The 25780-nt window shown below is 72.3% G+C and carries 21 protein-coding genes; 14 read left to right on the top strand and 7 right to left on the bottom strand.

What is annotated here, in order from left to right; translation table 11 throughout:
- The first annotated feature begins 71 nt into the window (after positions 1–71).
- Positions 72–1121, top strand: a complete 1050-nt coding sequence (bioB, locus tag WMF19_RS24265) for a biotin synthase BioB (protein ID WP_437901312.1) — start codon at positions 72–74, stop codon at positions 1119–1121.
- Here the strand turns inward: bioB and WMF19_RS24260 are convergent.
- The 4 genes from WMF19_RS24260 to WMF19_RS24245 form a co-directional block, all read right to left on the bottom strand.
- Complete coding sequence (locus WMF19_RS24260) at positions 1063–2823, bottom strand: mechanosensitive ion channel family protein (protein WP_437901311.1); 1761 nt, start codon at positions 2821–2823, stop codon at positions 1063–1065. The two genes, bioB and WMF19_RS24260, sit on opposite strands and share 59 nt — an antisense overlap.
- A 182-nt stretch (positions 2824–3005) precedes the next feature.
- Positions 3006–4196, bottom strand: coding sequence for an HRDC domain-containing protein (locus tag WMF19_RS24255; RefSeq protein ID WP_437901667.1), 1191 nt, complete (start codon positions 4194–4196; stop codon positions 3006–3008).
- A 17-nt stretch (positions 4197–4213) separates the two neighbouring features.
- A complete protein-coding gene (locus tag WMF19_RS24250) occupies positions 4214–5203 on the bottom strand; it encodes a matrixin family metalloprotease (RefSeq protein WP_437901310.1) in 990 nt (329 codons plus the stop codon).
- Complete coding sequence (locus WMF19_RS24245; RefSeq protein ID WP_437901309.1) at positions 5190–5888, bottom strand: hypothetical protein; 699 nt, start codon at positions 5886–5888, stop codon at positions 5190–5192. Before WMF19_RS24245 ends, WMF19_RS24250 begins: the two co-directional genes overlap by 14 nt.
- A gap of 123 nt (positions 5889–6011) precedes the next feature.
- Here WMF19_RS24245 and WMF19_RS24240 point away from each other — a divergent pair, with 123 nt between their 5' ends.
- The 5 genes from WMF19_RS24240 (at position 6012) to WMF19_RS24220 (ending at position 10985) form a co-directional block, all read left to right on the top strand.
- On the top strand, positions 6012–6794 hold the full coding sequence (locus WMF19_RS24240) for a thiazole synthase (RefSeq protein ID WP_437901308.1): 783 nt from the start codon (positions 6012–6014) through the stop codon (positions 6792–6794).
- A gap of 299 nt (positions 6795–7093) precedes the next feature.
- Positions 7094–8359 (top strand): glycosyltransferase, encoded by a 1266-nt coding sequence (locus tag WMF19_RS24235; protein WP_437901307.1) that lies wholly within the window; start codon positions 7094–7096, stop codon positions 8357–8359.
- Between the two features lie 281 nt (positions 8360–8640).
- A complete protein-coding gene (locus WMF19_RS24230; RefSeq protein ID WP_437901306.1) occupies positions 8641–9912 on the top strand; it encodes a glycosyltransferase family 4 protein in 1272 nt (423 codons plus the stop codon).
- A 106-nt stretch (positions 9913–10018) separates the two neighbouring features.
- A complete protein-coding gene (locus tag WMF19_RS24225; protein WP_437901305.1) occupies positions 10019–10336 on the top strand; it encodes a tetratricopeptide repeat protein in 318 nt (105 codons plus the stop codon).
- 31 nt (positions 10337–10367) lie between these two features.
- Positions 10368–10985: a thiamine phosphate synthase gene (locus WMF19_RS24220; RefSeq protein ID WP_437901304.1), complete on the top strand. Its 618-nt coding sequence runs from the start codon at positions 10368–10370 to the stop codon at positions 10983–10985.
- Between the two features lie 37 nt (positions 10986–11022).
- Here the strand turns inward: WMF19_RS24220 and WMF19_RS24215 are convergent, their stop codons facing one another.
- Entirely contained in the window at positions 11023–11613 is a 591-nt protein-coding gene (locus WMF19_RS24215; RefSeq protein ID WP_437901303.1) for a Uma2 family endonuclease, read from the bottom strand.
- Between the two features lie 98 nt (positions 11614–11711).
- Between WMF19_RS24215 and WMF19_RS24210 the strand changes: the two genes are divergently transcribed.
- The 3 genes from WMF19_RS24210 to WMF19_RS24200 are packed head-to-tail and all read left to right on the top strand — an operon-like array spanning position 11712 to position 17503.
- Entirely contained in the window at positions 11712–15623 is a 3912-nt protein-coding gene (locus WMF19_RS24210; RefSeq protein ID WP_437901302.1) for a class I tRNA ligase family protein, read from the top strand.
- 34 nt (positions 15624–15657) lie between these two features.
- Complete coding sequence (locus WMF19_RS24205) at positions 15658–16884, top strand: AAA family ATPase (protein ID WP_437901301.1); 1227 nt, start codon at positions 15658–15660, stop codon at positions 16882–16884.
- The gene (locus WMF19_RS24200; protein WP_437901300.1) at positions 16877–17503 is read left to right on the top strand and encodes a DUF4276 family protein; all 627 of its coding nucleotides are present in this window, start codon (positions 16877–16879) and stop codon (positions 17501–17503) included. Before WMF19_RS24205 ends, WMF19_RS24200 begins: the two co-directional genes overlap by 8 nt.
- Before the next feature lie 48 nt (positions 17504–17551).
- Here the strand turns inward: WMF19_RS24200 and WMF19_RS24195 are convergent, their stop codons facing one another.
- Positions 17552–18637, bottom strand: a complete 1086-nt coding sequence (locus tag WMF19_RS24195) for an aldo/keto reductase (RefSeq protein WP_437901299.1) — start codon at positions 18635–18637, stop codon at positions 17552–17554.
- 140 nt (positions 18638–18777) lie between these two features.
- Between WMF19_RS24195 and WMF19_RS24190 the strand changes: the two genes are divergently transcribed.
- From WMF19_RS24190 to WMF19_RS24175, 4 genes are all read left to right on the top strand, one after another.
- Positions 18778–19617 (top strand): helix-turn-helix domain-containing protein, encoded by an 840-nt coding sequence (locus tag WMF19_RS24190; protein WP_437901298.1) that lies wholly within the window; start codon positions 18778–18780, stop codon positions 19615–19617.
- Between the two features lie 714 nt (positions 19618–20331).
- Positions 20332–21507: an AAA family ATPase gene (locus tag WMF19_RS24185; protein WP_437901297.1), complete on the top strand. Its 1176-nt coding sequence runs from the start codon at positions 20332–20334 to the stop codon at positions 21505–21507.
- A 173-nt stretch (positions 21508–21680) separates the two neighbouring features.
- Positions 21681–22670, top strand: coding sequence for an endonuclease/exonuclease/phosphatase family protein (locus tag WMF19_RS24180; protein ID WP_437901296.1), 990 nt, complete (start codon positions 21681–21683; stop codon positions 22668–22670).
- A complete protein-coding gene (locus WMF19_RS24175) occupies positions 22648–23067 on the top strand; it encodes a hypothetical protein (protein ID WP_437901295.1) in 420 nt (139 codons plus the stop codon). The genes WMF19_RS24180 and WMF19_RS24175 overlap by 23 nt, the downstream gene beginning before the upstream one ends.
- 28 nt (positions 23068–23095) lie before the next feature.
- On the opposite strand, the gene WMF19_RS24170 is transcribed toward WMF19_RS24175, so the two are convergent.
- Positions 23096–23788 (bottom strand): HAD family hydrolase, encoded by a 693-nt coding sequence (locus tag WMF19_RS24170; RefSeq protein WP_437901294.1) that lies wholly within the window; start codon positions 23786–23788, stop codon positions 23096–23098.
- Here WMF19_RS24170 and WMF19_RS24165 point away from each other — a divergent pair.
- Positions 23787–25760: a hypothetical protein gene (locus tag WMF19_RS24165; protein ID WP_437901293.1), complete on the top strand. Its 1974-nt coding sequence runs from the start codon at positions 23787–23789 to the stop codon at positions 25758–25760. The genes WMF19_RS24170 and WMF19_RS24165 overlap by 2 nt on opposite strands.
- Positions 25761–25780 lie beyond the last annotated feature (20 nt).

Below are 25780 nucleotides of genomic sequence, written 5' to 3'. Positions count from 1 at the left end.
GGACGCCAGGAAATCCCTCCCTTTCGCGCCTCGCTTGCGGCGGCGCCTCAAGCCCGGCTATGAGCGAGCCCATGCTCGAAGGGATCGAACGAGAAGGGGCGGAGCACAGGAATGGATGCGGCGGCCCGGCTGGGCACGCCCCGTCGGCGGGCGCGCCCCGCCACGACTGGACCGTCGAGCAGGCGGTCGCCCTGCACGACCTCCCGCTCTTCGAGCTGATCGACCGCGCCCGCGCGGTCCACCGCGCGTTCCACGGCGAGCACGAGGTCCAGCTCTGCACCCTGCTCAGCGTGAAGACGGGCGGCTGCCCCGAGGACTGCGCCTACTGCCCGCAGTCGAGCCACTACGAGACCGAGGTCGGGCCGGAGCGCATGCTCGACGTCGGCGCGGTCCTCGCCGCCGCGGGGCGCGCCCGCGACGGCGGCTCGACGCGGTTCTGCATGGGCGCCGCGTGGCGCGAGGTGAAGGACGGCCCCGCCTTCGAGCGCGTCCTCGACATGGTGCGCGGCGTGAAAGCGCTCGGCCTCGAGGCGTGCTGCACGCTCGGCATGCTCACCGACGACCAGGCGCGCCGCCTCAAGGAGGCCGGCCTCGACGCCTACAACCACAACCTCGACACCTCGCGGAAGGCCTACAAATCGATCATCTCGACGCGCACGTACGACGAGCGGCTCGTCACCCTGCGCAACGTCCGGCGGGCGGGCATCACCGTCTGCTCGGGCGGCATCATCGGCATGGGCGAGTCGATCGCCGACCGCTGCGAGATGCTCGTCGAGCTCGCGCGCCTCGATCCCCACCCGGAGAGCGTGCCGATCAACGCCCTCGTGCGCTCGCCGGGGACGCCCCTCGAGAGCCTCCCCCCTGTCGATCCGATCGAGTTCGTCCGGATGATCGCGGTCGCGCGGGTCATGATGCCGCGCGCGATGGTGCGCCTGTCCGCCGGGCGGACGGAGCTCTCGCGCGAGACGCAGCTGCTCTGCATGTACGCGGGGGCGAACTCGATCTTCTACGGAGACAGGCTGCTCACCACGCCGAACCCCGGCGAGGACGAGGACCGCGCGCTCATCGAGAAGGCGGGGCTTCAGCCGATGGCGCCCGCCGCGGCGCGCGCCGCCCGTTAGCCGAGCCCCCCGCCGCGGCCGCCTCCGGCTGCGGGCGCTCCCCTCCGCGCGGCGCGACGTGCAGCGTCTGCGTCGGGTAGGCGAGCTTCGATCCGGCCATGTCGATGATCTGCAGGAAGGTGATCAGCATCGCCTGCCGGATGTCCCGGAACTCCGCGAAGTCGGTCGTATGGAACCAGGCCACCACCTCGACGTCGAGCGAGGACGGGCCGACGCCGATGAAGCGCACAACGACGTCATCGGGCCAGATCTTCGGGTGCTCCCGCAGCGCCCGCTCGCACTCTTCCACGATGGCGCGGAGCTGCTCGGGCGACGTGTCGCGCTCGATCCCCAGCACGCAGGCGAGGCGTATCCGGTCGCGGGCCGTGTACGACTCGATCTGGAGATCGGCCAGCTTGCCGTTCGGGATCGTGACGATGGTCCGGTCGAGCGTGCGGATCCGGGTCGACCGGAGCCCGATGCTCTCGACCGTGCCGAGGAGCGCGTCGACCTTCACGAAGTCGCCGACCTGGAACGGCCGGTCGATGCCGATCGCGACCGAGCCGAAGAGGTTCTCCACCGTCTTCTGCGCGGCGAGGGCCAGCGCGACGCCGCCGATGCCGAGGCCGGCGATGAGGCTCGCCACGGGGTAGCCGAGCTCCGAGAGCACGGCGATCACGCCGATGATCACGATCGAGACCTTCGCGATCCGCCCCATGAGCGGCACGAGCGAGCGCGCCGCCGGGTTGTCGCGCGTCGCCGGGGCGGCGAGCAGGCGGCCGCCGAAGGCGTCGATCGCGCGCAGGGCGAACCAGAAGACCGCGACGAAGACGCCGGCGCGCAGCACCTGGCCGAGGAACTCCTCGGCCGGCAGGTACAGCCCGAGCCACGGGAGCGCGGCCGTGATCACAAGGAGCGCCGCCGCGAACGTGAACGGACCGCGCGCCCCCCCGAGGAGCACGTCGTCGAGCGTGGACTCCGTCCGGGCGATGACGCGGCGGAGCGCGGCGCGGACGAGGTAGCTCACCACCGCGCCGACGAGCCAGCCGGCCAGCGCGAGGACCGGCAGCGCGAGCCACTGCCACCAGAGCAGCTCGCGCGGGCCGGGGCGCAGGAGCGCCGGCGGCAGGTGATCGCGGAGCCAGCGATCTTCGAGCCGCGCGTACCACTCGTCGACGCGCTCCACCGTGGCGCGCGAGAAGATCCAGCGCACGCCGTCGGGCGTCGTGCGCCGCACGAGGCGCACCGGCTGGGACCCCGTCCGCGTCGGGATCTTGCCGAGCTGCTCCACGCCGGCCCCGAGGTTGTCCTGCGTGTCCCCCTGCGGGTTCGGCGAGAGCGTCTCCACCTCCAGCCAGAGGTGCCGATCGAGCACCGCCTTGAGCTTCTGCGCGAGCTCCGCGCCGTTCGCCCTCGGCGGCACGTCCAGGTAGCGCGCGGCCTCGGCGTAATCGCCCGCGCGGCACAGCTCGACGAAGCTGCGCATGGAGGCCCGAGGCGAGTCGGGCGCGACGGGGGTCGCCTCCGGCTCAGGGCCGGCCTCGGCGCCCGCCGCGGGCGGCGGCGGCGACGGCGGGGGCGGCGGAGGGGACAGCTCTCCGGCGCTCGCTCCCAGAAGGGCGCACCCGAACACGAGCGCGAAGGCGAACGCAGCGCGGAGCCACCTCGCCGGCGGCCAGAGGCGGAGCCGCCTCGGCCCCTCGGGATGATCGGTCGACGGCATGGGCCCTGCTATTCCATCGCCCGGCGGCTCTGTCGACCGGGCGGCGCGCGCCACGTGCGCTCGCTCGCAGCGGGCTCCACGTGTCTGAGATCCCGCCGAGGATCGCGGATGCGCGGAACCGACATGCGGAACCGACATGCGGACCGACATGCGGAACCGACAGGCGGAACCGACGCGCGGAGCTACATCGCGGCTGCAGGCGGCTCGCCCGGCTGCGCCGCGGCCACGAGCGCCGCGAGCGCGCGGCCGTAGCGCGCGAGCCGTCCCGCGCCGAGCCCCGGGATGCGCGCGATCGCGGCGGCGATCGCCTCGTCCCCGGCGTGGGCCGTCGCCAGCGCGATCTCCGCGAGATCCTGCGCGCAGTGACCGGGCAGCACGACCTGCTCGTCCACCTTCCGCGCCCTCGCCTCCGCCCTGCGCCACGCCGCGATCCGGGTCTCCACCGCGCGCCGCGCGGCGAGCTCCTTCCGGGGCGGGCGGGTTTGCTGGAAGAGGGCGCGCTCGTCCTCGGGCACGTCGCCGTCGCTGCACCCTTGCTCGATCGCGCGGAGCCACGCCGCGACGCACGCGGCCGCGCGGCCCGCCGCGGCCCCGCGGATCGCGCGCACGTCGTCTGCGCTGGCGGGCCTCCGCTGCGCGAGCTCGAGCAGCACCTCGCTGGCGACGATCTTGAAGGAGGGCACGTCGGCCCCCTCGGCGGCCGCCTCGCGCGCCGCCACGAGCCGCCGCAGGATCGCCCGGCCCTGCGGATCGAGCGCCTGGGCCCCCTTGATGCGCGCGTGAGCGGGCCGCGGATCGCGCGGCGGCCCGAGGGCGCTCGCGAGCTTGTAGGCGCACTCCTCCTCGATCTCCTCGTCGATCCCGAGGGCGCGGCTGCGCTCCGCGAGCCGCGCGCGGAGCGAGAGCAGGTGGCGCACGTCGTCGGCCAGGTAGCGCAGCTCGGCGTCCTCGATCGGCCTGCGCCCCCAGTCGTGCTGCTGGAGCTGCTTGTCGACCTTCACGTCGAGCTCCGACAGGAGCAGCGCGGCGAGCCCCGTCGCCGCGCACCCCAGCATGCGCGCGGCGACCGAGGTGTCGTGCGCGCCCGCGAGCGGCGCGCCCGCCTCGGCGAGCAAGCGCGCGTCGAAGGTGAGGTCGTGCAGCACCTTGGGCGGACCAGCGGCCCCGAGGAGCGGCGCGAGCGGCGCGACAGGCACCCGGAGCGCGTCGACCACCCCGATCGCGATCTCGTCCCCCTCGCGAAAGGCGAGCTGGACCGTGCAGAGCCGCGCCCGGTACGCGAACAGCCCGTTGGCCTCCACGTCGACCGCGAGCGCGTCGGCGCGGGCGGCGCGCTCGACCAGCCGGGCGAGCTCGCCTTCGCGCTCGACCAGAACGGGAGGGCTCTGGCTCAGCAGGCCTCCTCGCGGCCCGCCCGCGGGGCCGCGCCGCGCCGCGCCCGTACGGCCACGCCGACCAGCGCGAGCGCGGCGAGGACGAGCCCTCCACCGCGCCCGCCCTCGCCACCGTTGCCGAGCGGGGCCGCGGCGCAGCCGCCCGGCTCCTTCACCGCGGGCTGATCCGCGGCGCACAGCGAAGAGAAGCCGTGGCGCGGCGTGGGGTCGCAGCCCTCGATCGGCTCCCCGGGCGGGTACACAGCGCAGATCCCGTCGCGGTCGTCCTGGGAGAGGTCGCGGAGCGAAGAGCGGTAGTTGGCGAACATGGTCGCGTCGTGCTCGATCGAGTGCGAGAGCCCGAGGAAATGGCCGGCCTCGTGGGTGGCGATGCTCAGGAGGTCGAACGCGAGGCCGTCGGCTCCCTGGGAGAGCGCCAACGAGTTGATCTCCATGTCCGCGTCGTAGATCTCGCCGGTCTTGAGGTGGTAGGTGACGGTCGTGAGCGCGAGGGTGTTCCCGCTGTCGGCGTACGGCCACCCGTCGTCCCGGAACATGATGATGTTCGCGTTCGCCTTGGCCTTGTTGTACTCGTGCGCGGCGCACGCGACAGGGCCCAGGTAGGTGACCTCCATGCGCGGGGTCTCCCCGTCGCCGCAGTCGGCCTCCGTCCACGCCGCGAACGCCTGCTCGAAGATCGCCTCCGCCTCCTGGAGCGACACCTGGGCGGAGGCGTCCTCCTGGAGGGAGTAGCTCACGCACGGCGCAGGCCAGGCGAGCGGGGTGCCGCAGTCGGAGCCCTGCGGCGGCGTGCAGACCGCCGCGGTCTCCGCCTTGCCCGACGCCGTCTTCTCCGGCGGACAGACGCTCGTGCGGCAGTAGGCCAGGGCGTCCCCGGGATAGGCGAGCGCCGCGGCGACGAGCGCGCTGCAGGCTGCGGCGATGGCGTTGGTCCGCGCGGGGTGGCGCGCGCCCGCGGGGCGGGGCGCGAGGTCACTTCTGCGCATGCTTCGCCTTCCATGCCTGGTTCACCGCGTCGATCGCCGTGTCGAGCGTCGCGCCGACGAGCCGCTCGCTGGCCGAGATCGCGGGGCCCGGCCGGGGCAGGACGGTCCCGCTGTCGGGGCTCGCGGCGAGCCGCCGCACGGCGACGCGCCGCGCGCCGGTGCCGCCGGCGACGCTCGGCTTCTCCTCGCCGTCGACGACGGGGTAGTGGCCCTGGGCCATCCCGGAGACGACCAGGGCAGATCCCACCCTGGAGACGAAGACCATCGCCTGCGCGCCGATCGCGATCTGCGCGTCGCCCGACACGTGCTGTCCGACGTCCCCGACCACGCCCCCGAGCGTCCTGACCCAGACCTCGCCGTCGGGCTGTCCGGCCACGGTCCGGTCGATCGACAGGCGGGTATAGGTGACGATCCTCCTGGCCCCGCCGAGCTCTTCCCACTGGCTGCGCTGCTCGATCGCGGTCGCGACCACGACGTACGAGGCCGCGGCGACGAGCTCGTCCAGCGAGAGCTGAACGGCCACGGCCGCCTGCGCCGCGCGCGGACCGGACAGCAGCGCGCCGCGGCTCACCCCGGCGCCTCCCTGGTCGGCCTGCCCGCGGCTGTCCGCTGTCGGGAGGGGCGTGAGCGTGAGCGCTGGAGGCAACGCGACGAGGAGGGCTATGCCAAAAGCTCTGGGAGACATGGGCGCAAAGATACCATGCTGGCGAGCGAGGCGCGCCGGAAGCGCCGGTTTTCGTCGACGCGCTGGACCCTGTGTCCCGGTCCGACTAGCAGATCGTCTGGGTCGAGACCCGAGGAGCCTGCGATGACGAGCGACGCGTTGACGATCGGCAGATACACGTTCACTTCCCGCCTCTTCGTGGGGACGGGCAAGTACAAGGACCTGGATGAGACCCGTCGCGCGCTCGAAGCGTCCGGCGCGGAGGTGGTCACGGTGGCCCTCCGCCGCGTCAATCTGAAGGAGCGGGGCGAGGGGTCGATGATGTCGCTGCTCCAGCAGGGGCGCGTCACGATCCTGCCGAACACGGCCGGTTGCTATACCGTCGAGGACGCGGTCCGCACCTGCCGGCTCGCGCGCGAGCTCGGTCTGTCCGATCTCGTGAAGCTCGAAGTCATCGGCGACGAACGGACGCTGTTCCCCGACAACGAGGCGACGCTCGAGGCGGCGCGGATCCTGGTGAAGGAGGGGTTCACCGTGCTGCCCTACTGCATGGATGACCCGATTGTCTGTCGTAAGCTGGAAGACATCGGGTGCGCGGCCGTGATGCCCCTGGCGGCGCCGATCGGCAGCGGGCTCGGCATCCGCAACCCGTACAACCTGATGATCATCCGAGAGACAGCGAAGGTGCCGGTGATCGTGGACGCGGGAGTCGGGACAGCGAGCGACGCCGCGGTGGCGATGGAGCTCGGGTGTGATGGGGTATTGATGAACACGGCCATCGCGGGCGCGCGGGACCCGATCCTGATGGCGCACGCGATGAAGGACGCGGTGAGGGCCGGTCGGATGGCGTATCTCGCGGGGCGGATGCCGAAGAAGCTCTATGCGACGGCCTCGTCGCCGGAGCAGGGCAAGATCGCCGCGCTGTAGCGGGGCGCTGCGGGTGTGGCCCCGCACCTCGAGCCCCGCGCGCTCGCATTCCCGGCGTATTCCCACAAGATGCGGGAGCCCTCGCGGGCGCGATGAGGGATGATGAACGAGCAACTCCGACGTCCAGCACGGCGCTGCTGCGACGCCAAGTCAAGCGAACAGCATCCGCATGTCATGATACGCTCACCTACCTGAGCCAAATTGACACGGAACGCTCATCGCACGGTCGACACGCTGTCGTGGCGCGTCACGGCGCTCCGACGACGACCGCGGCGACCTGACGGTCCGCTCAGGAGACTATGAGCAAGCCCAACGTCTGCATGGTCGTGAACAACCTCGAGGTCGGCGGGCTCGAGAAGGTGGTGCTGAGCCTCCTCGATCGCCTCGGCGATCACGGCTTCGACCTCTCGCTGATCTGCCTCGACGGCGAGGGGCGGCTCTTCTCGGAGGTCAAGCTCCCCCGCTCGAAGTGCCTCGTGATCACGAAGGATCTCCGGCCGGTGCTGCCGGGCCTCAAGAGCGATCCGGAGGCGCTGCTCTGGATCCGGCGCTTCTTTCACCAGCGCTCGGTCGATATCGTCCACGTCCACAACCGTGCTCCGCTCATCTTCGCTGGCTTCGCCGCGCGCCTGCTCCGGAATCGGCCGGCGGTCCTTTACTCGGAGCACAACCAGATCAACCGGGCGAAGGGCTTCGATCGGCGCAAGTTCGGCTACTACGCCTACCTCGCCGACGAGATGGTCGCTGTGTCGCACGACCTCAGGCGCATCCTTGTCGACGACGTGAAGGTCCGCGCGCCCGTCCGGGTCATCCACAACGGCATTGACGGGGCGCGCTTCGCCCGCGCCCGCGAGAGCGGCGCGGGCGCGCGCATCCGCGCGGAGCTCGGCATCGGCGAGCGGGAGTTCGTGTTCGGGTGCGCCGTCGTGCACATCGAGCAGAAGGGGCTCCGCTACCTCCTTGAGGCGGCGCCCGAGGTGCTGCGGCGCGCGCCGGAGGCGCGCTTCGTCATCGCCGGCGACGGCCCGCTCCGGGCGGAGCTGGAGCAGCGCGCCAGGGACGCGGGGCTCGGCGACCGGGTGATCTTCCCCGGATATCGCTCGGACGTGCCGGAGCTGGTCTCCGCGTTCGACGCCTACGTGCTCCCGTCGCTCTGGGAGGGGCTGCCGCTCGCGCTGCTCGAGGCGCTCGCGCTCGGCAAGCCGATCGTGGCGAGCCGCGTCGGCGGCGTCCCCGAGATCGTCGAGCACGGCGTCGACGGGTTCCTCGTCCCGTCGAAGGACCCTGGCGCGCTGGCCGAGCACCTCTCGCGCGTCGCCCGCGACGGAGAGCTCCGCGAGCGCGCGCGCTCGCGCGGCCCCGCGAAGTTCACCGAGCAGTTCAGCCTGGAAGCGATGGTCGACGCGCACGTCCGCCTGTTCGACGAGCTCATCGCCAGGCGGCGCGGGGGCGACGCCCCGTCCCGGGCGCGCGCGTGGTCGACGCCCGCGGGGGCCTCCGGGCCGGCCGCTGGACGGGACGACGGCAACCAGCGGGTCGGTCATCGAGCCGGTCTGGACGTGTAACGACATACGGTACCAGGTGAGACCGAATCGGTGGTGACCAGGCCGAATACGATGGTGAGCGAGGCAAAATGGGACACCTGGCGATGCTGAGCGAGGCAAAATGGGACGCTGAACGTGGCTGAGCGAGATGGGCGAGACTGAGTGTGACTGGCGGGATTGACGAGACTGAGCGAGACTGAGCGAGACTGGTTAGACCGAATGCGAGACCGAGCGCGAACGACGTACTTTTTAGAGGTGCCCGCCGACTCGGCTCGCTCGGAGAGGAGGTGCTCTTGCGGCGGATGCGCGTTTTGCTGATCACGAAGATCTTCCCGAACGCGGTTCACCCGGACGAGGCGCCGTACAATCGGCGGCAGTTCGCCGCGCTGTCGCGCTACTGCGACGTCCGGGTGCTCGCGACGATCCCGTGGTTCCCCGGCATCGAGCGCCTCTCGAAGTGGCCTATCGGCGCCAGCGCGCCGCGCGAAGAGGTGATCGAGGGGCTGCCGGTCCGGCATCCGCGGTACCTCTATGTGCCGAGGGTCGCGCCCGCCCTGAACGGCCCGCTGTATGCGGCGTCGATGCTCCCGGAGCTCATCGGGCGCGGTCCGTTGCCCGACGTCATCGTCGGGGCTTTCGCCTATCCGGACGGCTTTGCCGCGGTCTGTCTGGGGCGATTGCTCGGGGTGCCGGCCGTGATCAAGACGCACGGCTCGGACATCGACGTGATCCCGCGCGACCCGCGGATGCGACGGCCGCTCGGCTGGGGGCTCACGCGCGCCGCCCGGGTGGTCACGGTCAGCCGCAAGCTCGCGGACGGGGTCGCGGCGCTCGGCGTGCCGCGCGATCGCATCGACATCGTCATGAACGGCGTCGATGTGAAGACGTTCCAGCCTCGCAACCGCGCCGAGGCGCGCGCCGCGCTCGGCAAGTCGCCGAGCTCGCGGCTGATCGTCTTCGTCGGCCACCTGAGCCGCGACAAGGGCGTGCTCGATCTGATCGAGGCGTTCGAGCGGCTCGCGCCTGTCCACCCGGACATCGAGCTGGCGCTCGTCGGCAGCGGCGCCGAGGAGCAGGCGTGCAGGGCCGCCGCCGCCCGGCTGGGCGGGCGGCTGACGGTGACCGGCTACTTGCCGCACGACCAGGTGTCGCTGTGGCTCGGCGCGTGCGACGCTCTGGCGCTCCCGAGCAAGCACGAGGGGACGCCCAACGTCCTGCTCGAGGCGCTCGCCTCGGGGCGCCGCGTGGTCGCGACGAGCGTGGGAGGCATCCCCGACGTCCTGTGCAGCCCCGAGCTCGGCGAGCTCATCCCGCCGGGGAACCGGGGCGTGCTGATGGATGCGCTGCTCCGCGCCGCCCGGGCCGACTACGACCCGGCGCGGATCGCGGAGCTCGCCGGCAGGCGCGACTGGGATGAAAGCGCGCGCGCCCTCCACGAGTCGCTCCTGCGCGCCCGCGGCGAGCCCCTGTCGAGCACCGGCGGTCAGGAAGCGGGCGACGCGTCCTTCGGCGCCCCGGCCTCGAAGGGCGGGTTCGGGAACGGCGCCGCCCGGACGGGCGTCTCCCTGAACTAGCCTCCTTTCCGGCCGCCGGGACGAGCGGGCCCGCGCGGCTCGGCCGGAGGAGCGGCGTCGCCGCGACCGCGGCGTCCTCTTGACGCTCGCGCTCGTTCATCGGCGAATGCCGCTCGTGTTCACCGGCTTCCGCGCGGCCTTCGGCTCCATCGCGATCTTCGCCGCCGTCGCGCAGGCTCCTTACCAGTGCGCGAGCGAGGTCGACCCGGATCGCCGCGTGTACGAGGACCCGAGCGAGGCCCTGTACGCGCTGGCCGAGCGCTTCGAGGCGAGCGGTGATCGCCGTGCCCGGGTCGACACGCTGCGTTTCCTCGTCGATCGGTATCCTGCGAGCCGGTTCGCCCGGATGGCCCGGCAGGATCTCGAGGCGCTCGGCGAGGCGGTCGCCCCGGCAGAGCGCCCTCCGGGCGGCGGAGCGCGATGAGGCGCCGCCGCCGGCGCGCTGGAGGACGGCCATGCTCACCCCGAGGTTGACCCTGATCACCCAGGCGGCGGACGTCCCGGAGCCGGTCCTGCTCGCGCGGCTCTCGGCCTTCGGCGCCCTGCCCCCCGAGGCCCGCGCCCGCGTGGCGGTGCAGCTCCGCGATCCCGAGCTCTCCGGCGCGGCGCTCCACGCGCTCGGCAGGCGGCTGCGCGACGCCACCGCCGCGCTCGGCGCCTCGTTCCTCGTCAACGATCGCGTGGATCTGGCGCTCCTCCTCGGCGCGGACGGCGTTCACCTGGGCCGCCGCTCGGTCGCGGTGGCCGACGCGCGCGCCCTGCTCGGGGCCGGCGCGTTCGTCTCCGTCGCGTGCCACAGCGTCGACGAGGTGCTCCGGGCGGCCGAGGCCGGCGCGGACGCCGCGGTGCTCTCGCCGATCTTCGCGACGCCAGGCAAGGGCCCGCCGCTTGGCCTCGCGGCGCTGCGCGAGGCGCGGACCCGCCTGGCCGCGGCCTCGCGCGGCGTCGCGCTCCTCGCCCTGGGCGGCATCGACGCGGCCTCGGCGCCGGCCTGCCTCGCGGCGGGCGCGGACGGGGTGGCCGCCATCCGCGCCGACTTCGGCGGCGCGGTGCCGGCGCCGCTCACGGGGTGAGGCGCGCGCGGCCGCGCTGCGGGTGCCGCGCGGCGCGCTACCGCGCCCAGAGCGAGGCGAGCGGCAGCTCGACCGCCTCGAACGGCTCGGGACGTACGATCTCGTCGCCTTCGTACGTGTCGAGCAAGGACCACCGGCCGTCGTCGAGCCGGTAGACCTCGAGCGTCTGCGCGACCGGGTTGATCAGCCAGGCGTGGCGGACCCCTTCGCGCCGGTAGATCCGCATCTTCTTGCCCCGGTCTACGCGCTCGGTGCGCGGGGAGATCACCTCGCAGACCCAGTCGGGCGCGACGTTGTAATGCGCGGGCGCGTCCTCGGGCCCGAGGGCGTCGGGCATGCGCTCGCGGCGCCAGCCGGCGAGATCGGGCACGACCTTGTCGGGCCGTGGTCCCAGGTGGAGCTCGGGTTCGTCGAGGATCACCCATCCGCCAGGCTCGCCCGGATCGTCATCGAACGGCCCGAGGCGACGGCCCAGCCGCGACGCCGCGCGCGTATGCGGCCGTGCCGGCCGCGGGAACGTGTGCAGCTCCCCGTCGAGGATCTCGGCGACCATCTCGTCAGGCACGGCCTGGAACGCGGCCTCGACCTCGGGCGCATTGCCTGGAAATAGCGGGTGCTGCGCGCTCATCGTCAGATCTTAGCACCCCCGCCGTTCGTCGCGCGCGCTCCGCGCCGGCCCAGCGCTTCCCTCGACGCTGGCAATGGGCCTTGCTACTAGGCCGGGCCATGTCCGAAGCGTCCTCGAAGAAACCGACCGACGGCCCGCACGAGCCCCTGTTCGACAGGGTGGCGACCGAGCTGAACTTCCCCGCCGACGAGGCGAAGATCCTCGCCTTCTGGAAGCAGCGCCGCATCTTCGAGAAGACGCTCCGCGCCGAGACCCGCGCCACCGGCCCCTCGCGGGGCACGTTCGTCTTCTACGAGGGCCCGCCGACCGCCAACGGCATGCCGCACAACGGCCACGTGCTCACGCGCGCCGTGAAGGACGTCTTTCCCCGGTACAAGACCATGCGCGGCTACGACGTGCCGCGGAAGGCCGGCTGGGACACGCACGGGCTGCCGGTCGAGGTCGAGGTCGAGAAGGAGCTGCGCATCCACGGCAAGGCCGACATCGAGCGGTACGGCGTCGAGCCGTTCATCTCGCGCTGCGTCGACTCCGTCTTCCGGTACACCGAGGCGTGGGAGAACCTGACCGACAAGATCGGCTTCTGGGTCGATCTCGACAGCGCCTACGTCACGTACCACCGGAGCTACGTCGAGAGCGTCTGGTGGGCGCTCTCCCAGCTGCACCGGAAGGGGCTCCTCTACCGCGGCCACCGCGTCTGCTGGTGGTGGCCCCAGGGCGGGACGGCGCTCAGCGCGGCCGAGGTCGGCTCGAACTACAAGACGGTCGACGACCCCAGCGTGTTCGTCGCGTTCCCGCTGGTCGACGAGCCGGACACAGCGCTCTGCGCCTGGACGACGACCCCGTGGACCTTGCCCTCGAACGGCTACGCCGCGGTCCGGCCCGAGTTCGACTACGTCGTCGTGGACGCGGGCGCGCCCGCGGGCGGCGCGGCGCCCGTGGCCGGCAAGCTCATCGTGGCGGCGGCGCTGCGCGAGGAGCTCGCCAAGAAGTTCAAGCGGGACCTGCCCGTCCTCCGCGAGCTCAAGGGGAGCGAGCTCGTCGGCAAGCGCTACCGCCCGCCGTTCGACGCCTTCGCGAGGTCGCTGTTCGACGCCCCCCTGCGCAGGAAGGACGGCAAGGCAGAGCCGCTCTACTGGGTCGTCCTCGGCGCGGATTTCGTCACGCTCGACTCAGGCACCGGCATCGTCCACGTCGCGCCCGCGTTCGGCGAGGACGACTTCAACGCGCACAGGCGGCGGATCGCGGAGCTCGCCGAGCCGGGCGCCGACGTCCCGATGCTCTGCGCGGTGCGGCCGGACGGCACGTTCGAGCCGGGGCTCACGCCGTTCTCGGGCCTCTGGGTGAAGGACGCCGATCCGCTGATCATCAAGGATCTCGCGGCCCGCGGGCTGCTCGTCCACGAGGAGAAGTACCGCCACGACTACCCGTTCTGCTGGCGCGCGGACGACGACCCGCTGATCCAGCTCGCTCGGCCGGCCTGGTACATCCGGACCCGGGACAACATCGACAAGGCGATCGCCAACAACCGCGCGGTCCACTGGCACCCGTCCCACATCCAGGAGGGCCGCTTCGGCGACTTCCTCGCCAACAACGTGGACTGGGCGCTCTCGCGCGAGCGGTACTGGGGGACGCCGCTCAACGTCTGGGTCTGCGCGAACGACGAGGAGCACCAGCTCGCCCCGGCCTCGGTCGCCGAGATCGAGGCGCTGAACCCGCGCGCCTTCGACCACTTCCGCGAGGCCAAGAAGGCCGACCCCGGCCTGAACGATCACCTCATCGTCCACAAGCCGTGGATCGACAAGGTGACGTTCCCCTGTCCGTTTGCGGCTGGGGGCCCGCCCGGCGAGCCGGGCTCCGCCCCCAGGCCCCCATGCAGCGGCGAGATGCGCCGCGTGACCGAGGTGATCGACGCCTGGTTCGACAGCGGGAGCATGCCGTTCGCGCAGTGGGGCTACCCGCACGCGGAGGGCTCGAAGGAGCTGTTCGATCGCGCGTTCCCGGCGGACTTCATCAGCGAGGCGATCGATCAGACGCGGGGCTGGTTCTACTCGCTGCTGATGGTCTCGACGCTGGTCTTCGACGAGGCCACGCAGGAGAAGCTCGGGCTGTCGCGGATCCGGAGCTACCCGCACCCGTACCAGACGTGCGTCGTGCTCGGGCACGTCTGCGACCGCGAGGGCAAGAAGGAGAGCAAGTCGAAGGGCAACTACACGCCGCCCGAGGTCATCCTCGAGCGCGTCCGGATGGAGTTCGCGGCGGCCGACGGCGGAGGCGCCGGGCTCGGCGCGGCCAAGGACGGCGTCGCCGTCATCGCGCGCGAGGACTACGAGGGGCTCGATCTCACGGGCGACTCGGCGAAGGTGCGGGTCTACCGCGCCGACCGCGAGGGCGCGGCGCTGACGCTGGAGCTCAGGCCGGCGACGGGCAACAAGCGCCTCCCGCGCCGCATCGTCGCGCTCTCCCGCGGGGACCTCGACCGCCTGGGCCTCTCGCCGGCCGACAAGGCGCTCTCGGTGATGCCCAACGACGTGCCCAGGCTGCCGCAGGACCAGCGCGTCTTCATCGAGGACCCGGCGACGCCCGCGCCCGGGGCCGACGCGTTCCGCTGGTTCTTCTACGCGTCCTCCCCGCCGTGGACGAACACGCGCCACTCGCTCACGAACGTGCGCGCGTACCAGAAGGAGTTCGCGGTCAAGCTCCGGAACGTCTACTCGTTCTTCACCATCTACGCGAACATCGACGGCTTCTCGCCCGCGGAGGGGAACCCGGGCGCGGCGGACACGTCGCCCGCGGCGCTCGCGGCGAGCGCCGGCTACCGGCCGGCGCGGGAGCGGTCGCTCCTCGACCGGTGGATCCTGTCGGAGCTCGCGCTCTCGACGCGGGAGGTGACGGCGCACCTCGACGAGTACCGGCTGTACGAGGCGGCGCAGCGCCTGGTCGATCTCGTGGACGCGCTCTCGAACTGGTACGTCCGCCGGAGCCGCGCGCGCTTCTGGGCCCCTTCGATCGTCGATACTTTGGAGGTCGCGCCGGGGACCGTGCGGGCGGCCCAGGACAAGCGCGACGCGTACTTCACGCTGTACGAGGTGCTCGTCGCGATCGCCAAGCTGAGCGCGCCGTTCACGCCGTTCCTCGCCGAGGCGATGTACCAGAACCTGGTGCGGCGGCCGTGGCCCGCGTCGCAGCCGGAGAGCGTGCACCTCGTGGCGTTCCCCGAGGCGGACGCCGCCGCGGTGGACGAGCCGCTCGCGATCGAGATGCGCGCCGTGCGCGAGCTCGTCTCGCTCGGCCTGCAGGTGCGCACGGCGAACAAGCTCAAGGTGCGGCAGCCGCTCTCGCGGGCCGACGTCGTGCTGTCGCAGCAGGGGCTCGCGGCGGCGCTCGCCGAGCACGTGCCGCTCATCGCCGAGGAGCTCAACGTCCACGAGGTGCGCTTCCTGAAGCCCGGCGAGGAGGGGAGCGCGGTCCGCTACGTGCTCAAGCCGAACTTCCGCGCGCTCGGGCCGAAGCTCGGCAAGAAGGTGCAGCTCGCGAAGCAGGTCCTGGCGAAGGCCGACGCGGCGGCGCTCCGCGCGGCGCTCGCGACCGAGGGCAAGATCGCGATCGCGCTCGACGGCGAGCAGGTCGAGCTCGGCCCCGAGGAGATCGACGTCGCGGTCGAGGCGGGCGAGGGGTTCGCGGCGGCCGGCGGCCGCGCGGGGGTCGTCGTGCTGCACACGGCGCTCACGGACGCGCTCCGCGACGAGGGGCTCGGCCGGGAGATCCTCTCGCGGGTGCAGGGGATGCGGAAGGAGCTCGACCTCGGCTTCACCGAGCGGATCCGGCTCGCGCTCGACGGCGGCGAGCGGGCCCGCAAGGTCGCCGAGGCGGCGCGCGAGATGCTCATGCAGGAGGCGCTCGCCGCCGAGCTCGTCCTGGGCGCGGCGCCCGCGGCGTGGGGGCAGGCCGAGCGGCGCGAGGTCAACGTCGACGGCGAGGCGCTCGCGATAGCGCTCGCGCGGACGGCGTGAGGGTACGTGGACGAGCTCTCGCCATGAGCCAGCCATGATCACCAAGGTCTTCGCCAGAAACTACCGCAGCATCGGCGAGGTGGAGCTGCCGCTCGCGGAGCTCACGACGCTCGTCGGGCCGAACGCCTCGGGGAAGAGCAACATCGTGGACGCGGTGCGGTTCCTCGCCGATTGTCTACGGGCGCCGCTCGGCTTCGCGATGACCATGCATCAGCGGCAGGGGTTCGGATCGCTCCTGCATCAGGGCGACACGGCGTCGTTGGGGCTGACCGTCGGTGCGGAGGTATGCACTGACGGCGGCTTGGGCGTCTGGGCCTTCACGCTCCAGCCGGCAGGCGGCGACGGCGGTTTCGAAGTGAAGAGCGAGCGAGCCGCGTGGGTGCAAGGAGGAGCACCTGGCACGTGGGCAGGTCAGGAGCTGGAGAGACTGCTGCGCTTGGAGGACGTGCCCGATCTACAGGAGGCCTTGAGGAGCCAGCACGGCTCCGGTTTTGTTCGGTTCGGAGGACTTCATGTCAGCAAGGTCGGCGACATCGTCGGGCTGCTCTCCCCGCCCACCCAGACGGCGCTGGCGCTGCCTCAAGTCTCGCACGAGGCTTTGAGGCCGCTCGCAGACGAGCTCAGTCGGGTGGCGATGTACTCGCTGTTTCCTAACGAGCTGCGCCCGCCGCGTGCGCCGAATCCCGAGAGGCCGATGATGGCGAACGGCGAGAACTGGGCCTGGACGCTCTCGTCTCTGGACAAGGAACGCTGGGGTGACGAGCTTCTTTGTTCCTTGAGCCGCATCGCCGGGGATGTCGACGACTACCGTGTCATTCGTGCCGGGGGGTTCTTGATCCCAGAGTTCCGCCACGGCGTCGACGCGTCGGGCGATGGGCGCTGGCGCGGCGCCGCGCAGGAGTCGGACGGGACGCTGCGCGTAGCGGCGATCCTCACGGCTCTCTTCCAGGAGCCGCCGTTGTCGCTCGTCGGCGTCGAGGAGCCGGAGCTAGCCGTCCACCCTGGCGCCCTTCCGGTGCTCTTCGATTTTCTGAGCGAGGCCTCACGCCGCAGCCAGATCCTCCTCACGACGCACAGCCCTGATCTCCTCGATCTGCTGCCTGTCGATAGTCTTCGCGTCGTGGAGCGGCGAGGCGGTGCGACCACCGTTTCGCGCGTGGACGAGCGGCAGCGCGACCTCGTGCGCAAGCGCCTGATGTCCACCAGCGACCTCCTCCACGCCGAAGGCCTCCGCCCCGAAGGTTCTACGAGCGATGGCTAAGGCCTACTTGGTCGTAGAGGGCCACGGCGAGGTCGAGGCGGCGAGGAACCTGGTCATCCGGCTGTGGGCGGATCTCGGGCTGCCGCACGCCATCTGGGGAGCTCCCAAGCGCGGCAAGGCGCTCAACACCCGCGCCGGCGTGCTGCAGGCCTGCGAGCTCCTGCGCAGCGAGCGCGACTGCGCGTTCGCGCTGCTGCTCCGTGACGAGGACGACGGATGCCCAGCATCGGCCGGCCCCGAGACCGCGGCATGGATGGCGGCCGCGAGCCTTCCGTTCCCGGTCGCCGTGGTGCTGGCGCACCGGGAGTTCGAGGCGTGGTTCCTGCCGTGCATCCACCTCATGGCGGGACGGGAGATCCGGCCTGGCGTGCGCATCGCCGAGGGCACGACGTGCCCGGAAGATCCCGAGGGCATCCGCGACGTGAAGGGGTGGCTCTCGAAGCATTTCCCGAGAGGCAAGGCGTACAAACCAACGCTCGACCAGCTCAAGCTCACCCAGTGGATCGATTTCGGCGTGCTCCGCACCTCCGGGGCGCGGTCGTTCCGCACGCTCGAGAACGCGCTGCGGTTCCTCGCCGCGCCCGCCGCTCTCAAGGTCTACCCGCCTCCGCGGCCCTAGCACCCAACGCGCCGTACGAGCGCCCCGACCCGGGCGCTCGGCGCGTGGTCAGTACCGCTCGCCGTCGTTCTTCGGCGCCATCGGCCACGCCGGCGCGCTCTCGCCGTTGATCGTCGTGCCGCCGTTCATGAACGCGCCGGCCATGCGCAGGAAGCCGGCGGGGAAGTCGAGCGCCGGCGCCGAGAGCGCGTCGAGCGCGGCCACCTGATCGGGCGCGAGCTTGACCTCCAGGGAGGCGAGGTTGTCGTCGAGCTGCGCCAGCGTGCGCGCGCCGATGATGGTGGACGTGACGCCCGGCCGGGCCACCACCCAGGCGAGCGCCACGCGCGCCGGCGTGGTGTCGAGATCCCCGGCGATCTCGACGAGCTTGTCGACGATCGCGTACGCCTTGTCGCTGAGCGCGGAGAGCACGAACGGGCCGCGATCGGTCTTGTGCTTGCCGGCGTTTTCCCGCGTGTACTTCCCGGTGAGCACGCCGCTCTTGAGGGGCGACCAGGGCGTGACGCCGAGGCCCAGCTCGCGCGCCATGGGGATGAGCTCGCCCTCCACCGTGCGCTCGAGGAGCGAGTGCTCGATCTGCAGCGCGATGAACTGCGCCCACCCGCGGGAGCCCGCCAGGACGTGCGCCTGCGCCACCTTCCACGCCGGCGTGTCGGAGACGCCGACGTAGCGGACCTTGCCGGCCGCCACCAGATCGTCGAGGGCTCGCAGCGTCTCCTCGATGGGCGTGTGCTTGTCCCAGACGTGCATCCAGTAGAGATCGATGTAGTCGGTCTGCAGGCGGCGCAGCGACTGCTCGCACTGCGCGAAGATGGCCTTCCTCCCGGCGCCGCCGCCGTTGGGGTCGCCGAGGTAGAGGTTGGCTGTGAACTTGGTGGCGACCACCGCCCGGTCGCGCTTGCTCGGGTGGCGGCCGAGGTGATCGCCGATGATCTTCTCGGAGTGGCCCCTGGTGTAGGCGTTGGCGGTGTCGATGAAGTTGCCGCCGCGCGAGAGGAAGCGATCGAGGATCGCCTCGGACTCCTTCACGCTGGATCCGAAGCCGTGGTCTTCGCCGAAGGTCATGGCGCCGAGGCACAGGGGGCTGACGCGCAGGCCGGAGCGGCCGAGGGTGACGTAGTGATCGAGGTTCATCGTGGTCCTCCTGGGGCCCCGTCTGAAGAGCCCTCGCTGGACCGCACCGTGCGCCCGTGCCGGCGTGCAATCTTGGAGGAAACGGCCGGGACGGGGCCGGGTGGGTTGATGGCGGCCCGGAGCGAGCGCACGATCGCGTCGTGCTGGGATCGATCGAACAGAGCATCGCGCGGCGCGCCCCGCGCCCGGAGGTCGGCGCGCCGGCGTCGCGCGTGCTCCGCAATTTCGTCGTCGCCGTCCGCGCCAGCGCGCCGCCGATCACGCACCTCGACCTGCTGCCCGATGGCACGACGTCGCTGGTCTTTCGCCTGCTCGACGCGGACCGCGCCGACCTCGTCGTCCTCGGGCCCAAGACGCGCGCCGTGTACAAGCGCGTGCCGCGCTTCCTGCTCGCGGTGCAGGTGATCTTTCGACCCGGCGGCGCGTACCCCTTCTTCGGTGTGCCGATGGACGAGCTCGTCGATCGCATCGTCCCTGCGCGCGATCTCTGGGGCCGAGGCGCCGACGCCCTGCTCGAGCAGCTGGTGGCGGTCGGGACCGGCGTCACGCTGGACCCCGCGCGAGCTCGCCTGGCGGCGATCGAGCGCGCCCTCGAAGGCCGCATGCTCGGTCCCGACGTGTTCGAGCCCGCGTCGGCGGCCGTCGCGCGCGCTGCGCTCCGGAAGCTCTCGCTCGGAGGGGTCACCGTGGAAGAGACGGCGAGCGCGCTCCACGTCAGCCCGCGGAACCTGCGGCGCGCCTTCGTTGCGACCGTCGGCGTCTCGCCGAAGCAGTACGCGCGCATCGCCCGCTTCCAGCGCGTCGTCTCGAACGCGCAGGTCGCCCGCGGGTCGTGGTCGGAGATCGCCCTTGCGAGCGGGTACTGCGATCAGCCGCACCTGGTCAGGGAGTTCCGTGAGCTCGCGGGGCTCTCGCCGGTGGCGTTCATGAAGCGACGCTCGACCGGCGAGATCAGCGGCTCAGGCGGAAGCCGCGGGTGAACGCTCCAAGGGCTCCAGGGCGCTCGGTGAGAGCGCGCGGATCGCGGGGCGCCGGCGCGATTACGTGCCGGGCCTTACGATCCTGCGGGGGCGACCGCCTCGCATCGCGGGCCGGCGCTCCTTCCGCAAGGATCTTGTTGCGGACATCGCTGGCGAGGCGTTCGATGATCCTCGTCGGGTGGGGCGCATCGGAGAATTTCAGGACGGTACCGAGACCGACGGCCGCGTATCGCCGGCCCTTGACGGGCGATGGCCTGCCCGGACGGGAGGCTCTCTCCGTGGCGCGAAGGACGTAGCGTTCCAGGGACCTCTCCCACGCCGTCCGGGTGTCCCGGGAGCCCGACGTGACGTCCCTGGAGCTCGACGTGATGTCCCTGGAGCTCGGCGCCATGTCCCGAAAGCGGGGCGCCATGTCCCGGAAGCGCGCTGCGACGCACCCCGGGAGCGCGGCGGCGTGTCCCTGGAGGTCGTTCTGGGGTCCCCGGAGGTCGTTCGAGCGTCCCGGAGGGTCTCTCTAGCCACCCAGAACGTTTCTCTCGCGTCCCGGAGGGTCTCTCTAACGCCCCGGAATGTCTCTCCATCGTTCCGGAAGGTCTCTCCATCGTTTCGGAAGGTCTCTCCCGCGTCCCGGAAGGTCTCCCCGGCGCGCCTGGCCAGCGGTCTCCCAGCGCCGGCAGGGGGGTGGACGTCCTCGAACCGAGGCTCCGCGCCGCGATGATCACCCACGTCTACGTCAGCAACTACGGCAGCGTCGGGCCCGGGCTCGAGCTCACGCTCGGGTCGCTGACCGCGCTCGTCGGTCCGCCCGGCTCGGGGAAGGGCTGCCTGCTCGACGCTGTGCGGTTCCTCGCCGAGTGCGCCAACGGGGCGTTCGATCTGGCGGCGGCGAACCGGCGCGGCGGCGGCGCGCTGGCGAGCGCTCGCGGCGACGGCGCGCTCACCACGCTCGGGGTCGCGGTCTCCAGGACCGAGGGCCACGGGTTCTGGCTCGTGCAGCTCGCGCCGGGCGAGCGGGACGGCGAGGCGCGCGTCAAGAGCGAGACCGCCGCGTGGTGGCAGCGCAGCGCGCTCACGCGGCTCGTCAAGCCGGGGCTGCGCGAGGTCTTCGACGCCGGCAGCGACGCGCCCGAGGTCTCCTTCGATCGGCTGAAGGGCAGCCCGAAGGGGTTCTCGCGCAAGGACAAGGGGCGCAGCGGCACGCTCGCGTACCGCGGCGTCGCCCCCATCGCCGTGAGCGGCACGAAGCTCGTCCTGCCGCTGCTCTCCGATGGACCGCTCACCCCGATGCTCGACGAGCTGCGCCGGGCGGTCCTCTACTCCCTCGCGCCGCGCACGCTGCGCTCGCCCCAGAAGCTCAGCGCTTCCCGGCGCCTCAAGGCGAGCGGCGACAACTGGGGCTCGGTCCTCCGCGCGCTCGCGAAGGAGCGATGGCAGGAGCAGTTCCTCGCGGGGCTGTCCCAGGTGATCGGCGACGTCGACGGCGCCCGCGCGTCCTCGTCCGGCGGGTACCTGGTCCCGGAGCTGCGCCACGGCGTCGACGGCGACGGGCGCGAGCGCTGGCGGGCCGCCGCGGACGAGCCGGACGCCACGCTGCGGCTCGCCGCCATGGTCACGGCGCTCTCGCAGGAACCCCCGCTCGTGTTCGCGGGCTTCGAGCACCCGGACGCGGGCGTCGATCGCGCCGCGCTCCCCGCGCTCCTCGAGTACCTGCGCGGCGCGTCCGCCCAGCGCCAGCTCCTGCTCACGACCGAGAGCCCCGCGCTCCTCGACCTCCTGCCGCCCGACGCCGTCTACTCGGTGGAGCGCCGCGACGGCTCGACCGCCGCGTCGTCCATCGACGAGCCGCGGCGGAGGGCGCTCTGGGAGCGCCTCGGCGCCGCCCAAGGGTGAGCGCGCTCCGCCGTGCGGCGGGCGACGTCGAGCCGGACGCCGGGTGGCTCCCGCGCCGGCGCTAGCGTGCTGATGTCGGAGTACTCCCGGTAGCCGCCACCCTTGCGCCGCAGGCGGTCGTCGTCGCGATTGTGGGTGCGCCGCTCGTTGCGGGCGTTCAGGATCGGCCCGTCATGGCCGACCTGCGCGTTGCCTTCTGGAACGTCCAGAACCTCTACGAGCCGGGCACCCGGAAGAATGGCCCCACGGACGAGCCAGAGCTGGTCGCCAAGCTCGATGCCATCGCGCGGATCCTCGACGGTCTCTTCGCGGGCGCTGGGCCGGACCTCGTCGGGCTGGCCGAGGTTCACACCGAGCGGATCCTCGAGCTCCTGGAGCAACGGCTGCGTGACCGATACATCAGGCTCTTCGAGCCGTGTGCGGATCGCCGCTGGACAGGCCTCTCGGTGCTGGCGCGAGCCGATCGCTTCGCCAGGCTCGTCCCTACCGAAGCCTACCGCCCATGGGTCAACGCGATGCCGCGCTGGCTGATCGCGCAATGCACGCTTCGAGAAAAGTACGGTGGCGAGCCCATCCTGTTTGCGGTGAATCACTGGCGGAGTCGCGTCACCGACGCGGAGGGGAATGTTGCCGCAGAGGAGCGCCGCGAGACGGCTCGAGCGCTCGGAGACTGGCTCGCCCGAGCCAGCAACACGTGCGCGATCGTCCTTGGCGACTTCAACGCCGAGCCGTTCGAGGAGCCGTTCGGCGAAGGTGGCCTCCGCAGCGTACGGTATTTCCACCCGCGTCTGTGGAAAGCAGAAGCCCCTGCTTGTCTCTACAATACGGCGTGGCGCTTCCTCGCCGAGCCTGACTGGTGGGAGACCGTCGAGGCATGCGGCGAAGCGTACGAGGCACCGCGACCGAGGACGACGTTCAACGTATGGCCTCCCGTCCTCTTCGATCAGCTCCTCGTCTCCGGACGAGCCCTTCGCGGCGGCCCGATTACGCTCCGAGAGCGCAGCGTCGCGTACGCCGCCGATGACGAGACCACGAGCTTGACGCCGAGCGGCTACAGGAGACCGTTACCGTGGACATACACTGCGGGAAGCGGCTCGGGCGCGTCGGATCACTTCCCTCTCGTCGCGATATTTCGAATGAATGGAGGAACAGGCGATGACTGACGAGGAGTTGAAGACGAAGGTCGCGAGCGTGCTCAGCGACGAACGCGCGGCGCCTTCGAAGGCATACACCGACGTGTTGCACAAGCTCCGGGCCCTCGCGGCGGCGATCGAAGCTTCCTTGGTGCCGGAGATCATCGAGGTGCGCATAGAGCCTGGCTACCGGGTGAACGCCGGACAGCAATATACGTTCGTCGTCCGTGTTCCGAAAGCCGGCCTCCGTGACGTGTTGCTCCGGGTTTACGTTCCGGTCGACGGGTTCCCCGTCAGCCTCGACCTGTTCGATGGCGAGCAGCGCCGATGTACGAGCCTGGACGCGATCGAGACGGAGATCATCGGCTTCCTCCGTCATCCGGATGTGAAGCATCGCCTGCTCGCGCTGAAGGACATTGCAGCCTGAGACGCCGCGAACGCGCCGCCTCCCGCCGTCACGACGCGAGCCGCTCCCCCGGCGGCGCGAGCGGCGACGCGTCGTAGCGCGCGAGGAGATCCTCCGGATCGAGGTAGATCGCCGCGCACCCGGCCTCGAGGAGCTCCATCTCGGGGAAGCCTCCGCAGAGGAGCCCCACCGAGAGGAGGCCGAGCTTCGCCGCGGCCTCGGCGTCCGACGGCGCGTCGCCGACGAGCACGACCTCGCGAGGATCGACGCTGCCGAGCCGATCGAGCGCGGCCTCGAGGACGTCGGGGCGCGGCTTCGATCGGTCCGCGTCGTCGGCCGATACCGTCCACGAGACCAGATCGCCCACCCGGGCGAGCTCGACGCTCGCGTCGAGCTCGCCGCGCGGCGTCGGCGAGGCGAGCACGATCCGGCGCCCGTCGCGCGCGACGCGCTGGAGCAGCTCGCGCACACACGGGAACGCCCGGGCGCCCGGGAGGAGCTCGCGCCCGTAGATCTGGTCGCGCAGCGACGAGATGCCGGCGCCGATCCAGCCGAGCTCCTCGGGCGAGAGGAACGTCTGCAGCAGCTGGTCCGCGCCCTTGCCGACCTGGCTGCGCAGCTTCTCCCGCGGGACCTCGCGGCCGAACCGCCGGAAGGCCTGCTGCCAGGCGGCCGCGTGCAGATCGACGGTGTCGAGGATCGTGCCGTCGACACCGAAAATGACGGCGCTGACGCTGACCATGGCGCGACACGTGGCGCAGGGCGGGACGCACCGCCATCGGAGGGCTCCCGACGGCCCCATCGCGCCGCGCCGGCTGCGCTCGGCCGGAGTCGCGATAGACTGGCCGGGGAGGGCGAGCGGGCAGGGCGATGACGACATGAATGGGCGGCTGTCTGCACTCGCGATCCTCCTCGGCGGGCTCCTCGGCCCGGCCAGCGCCCGAGCGGCCGAGCCCGCGCTGGTCGCCGTCGATCTGGACGACGACGACGCCGACGGCGTGCCGGACGGCGAGCAGCATCGAGTGCCGCCCGCCCCGGAGCTCCTCGCGCTGCGCGCGCCGCGCGGGGCGAGCCAGGCGCCCGCGGCGATCCCGGCGGGCCTGCGGCTGCTCGTCGACGGCAGCCCGGTCAAGCCCGGCGCGGCGATCCCCGCGGGCGCCCGTCGGGTCGAGATCCAGGCGGTCCGCGCCGGGCGCAGCGAGATCGCGCTCTTCGGCGAGGCGCGGACGATCAGCGCGTTCGAGGTGCGCGCGATCGACGGCGCCGGGCGGCGCATCGACATGGCGCGCTCCCACGCCTCGCTGCAGCGGACGCCCCCGGACCGGCTCGGCGACGATCCGTTCGCGAACCTCGACGATCCCGACGCGATCCGGCTGCTCGTCATCGGCGCGCCCGAGGATCTGCCGCTCACCCTCGACGTCCACTCCGCCGCGCCGTCCGGCGGGGTGATCGATCGCCTGCCCGACGTGCCGCTCGGCCACGTGCGGTGCCCGGACGACGTGCCGCCGGGCCTCGTGTGCGGATCGACGCGCCCCCTGCGGGCGGTCGCGGACGACATCGATCGCAACCACCCGATGATCGTCGATCGCTCCGTGAAGGGCGAGGTCGGCGGGGCGCTCGTCGTCGCCCTGCCCGGCGGGCCGAAGGTCCAGATGATCCGCATCGCCGGCCCGCGCTCCTCGCCGCTCGGGCCGCTCGGGCGCACGCGCGCGCGCCTCCGGATCGTCATGGTGCGCCCCCGCGCCGGCGGCCCGCCGCCGATGGGCGGGGACGACGCGGGCGCGCTCGCCATCGCGCGCGCGGAGGTCGAGCGGGCGAACGCCCTGTGGGGCGCGTGCGGCGTGAGCTTCGGCCCGCCCGAGGCGCTCGACGTCACCTTCGTCGATCCGCCGCGCCCGCACCTGCTCGCGATCGGCTGCGACCACGGCCTGCCGGCCAGCGGCGGCGCGATCCGGGTGCGCGTCGACGGCCACGAGGTGACCGCGGCGATCGCGCCCCGCGCGCGCCCCGACGCGGCGGCCCGGGCCGTCGCCGCGGCGATCGGCGCGGCGGGGTTCTCGGTCCGCCTCTCCGACAACCCGGCCATCGGCGCGGGCGCCTACGGGACGACCGACGTGCTCGTGCGTCGGCCGGGCGGCGCGCTCGCGACCATCGAGGCGCCGGCGGCGGGCGCGCTGAGCACCGACGCGACGCTCACGGCGTGCATCGGCGCCGTGGACCTCGACGACGGCCTCCAGCACTTCAGCGACACGGACGCCATCGCGGGCACGGTCGAGGAGCGGGCGCTGCTCAAGGCGTTCGACGACGGCGACCCCGCGACCGTGGACGTCGTGATGGTCCCGAGCTTCGCGGGCGGCGGGCGGATCGGCGAGTCGTTCATCTTCGCCGACGGCGGGGCGATCCGGAACACGATCATCGAGGATCGCGCCGGCCTGCGCGCGGATCGCGCGTCGTTCGCGCTGGCGCACGAGCTCGGCCACGTGCTGCTCGACGAGCCGGGGCACCCGGACGATTTCGGGATCGACACGCCGACCCGGCTGATGGACGCCGACGCGGCCAACGCCTCGGCGTACGGGCCGCGCCGCCTCACCGTCGACGAGTGCGCGCGCGCGATCCGACAAAGCGGCGCCGCGGAGCCGCGTTTGGGCCGCCAGAGCGGCCCTGTGCCGCTGCTCGCGCCGTGGCCGCTCGCCCCGCTCGGTCGAGAGAGGTGAAAGGCCGCTTCGCGCTGTGG

The organism is Sorangium sp. So ce124, assembly GCF_051525235.1.
Taxonomy (GTDB): domain Bacteria; phylum Myxococcota_A; class Polyangia; order Polyangiales; family Polyangiaceae; genus Sorangium; species Sorangium atrum.
The sequence above is the reverse complement of the archived record's forward strand: the minus strand, read 5'-3'. Positions and strand labels throughout refer to the sequence as shown.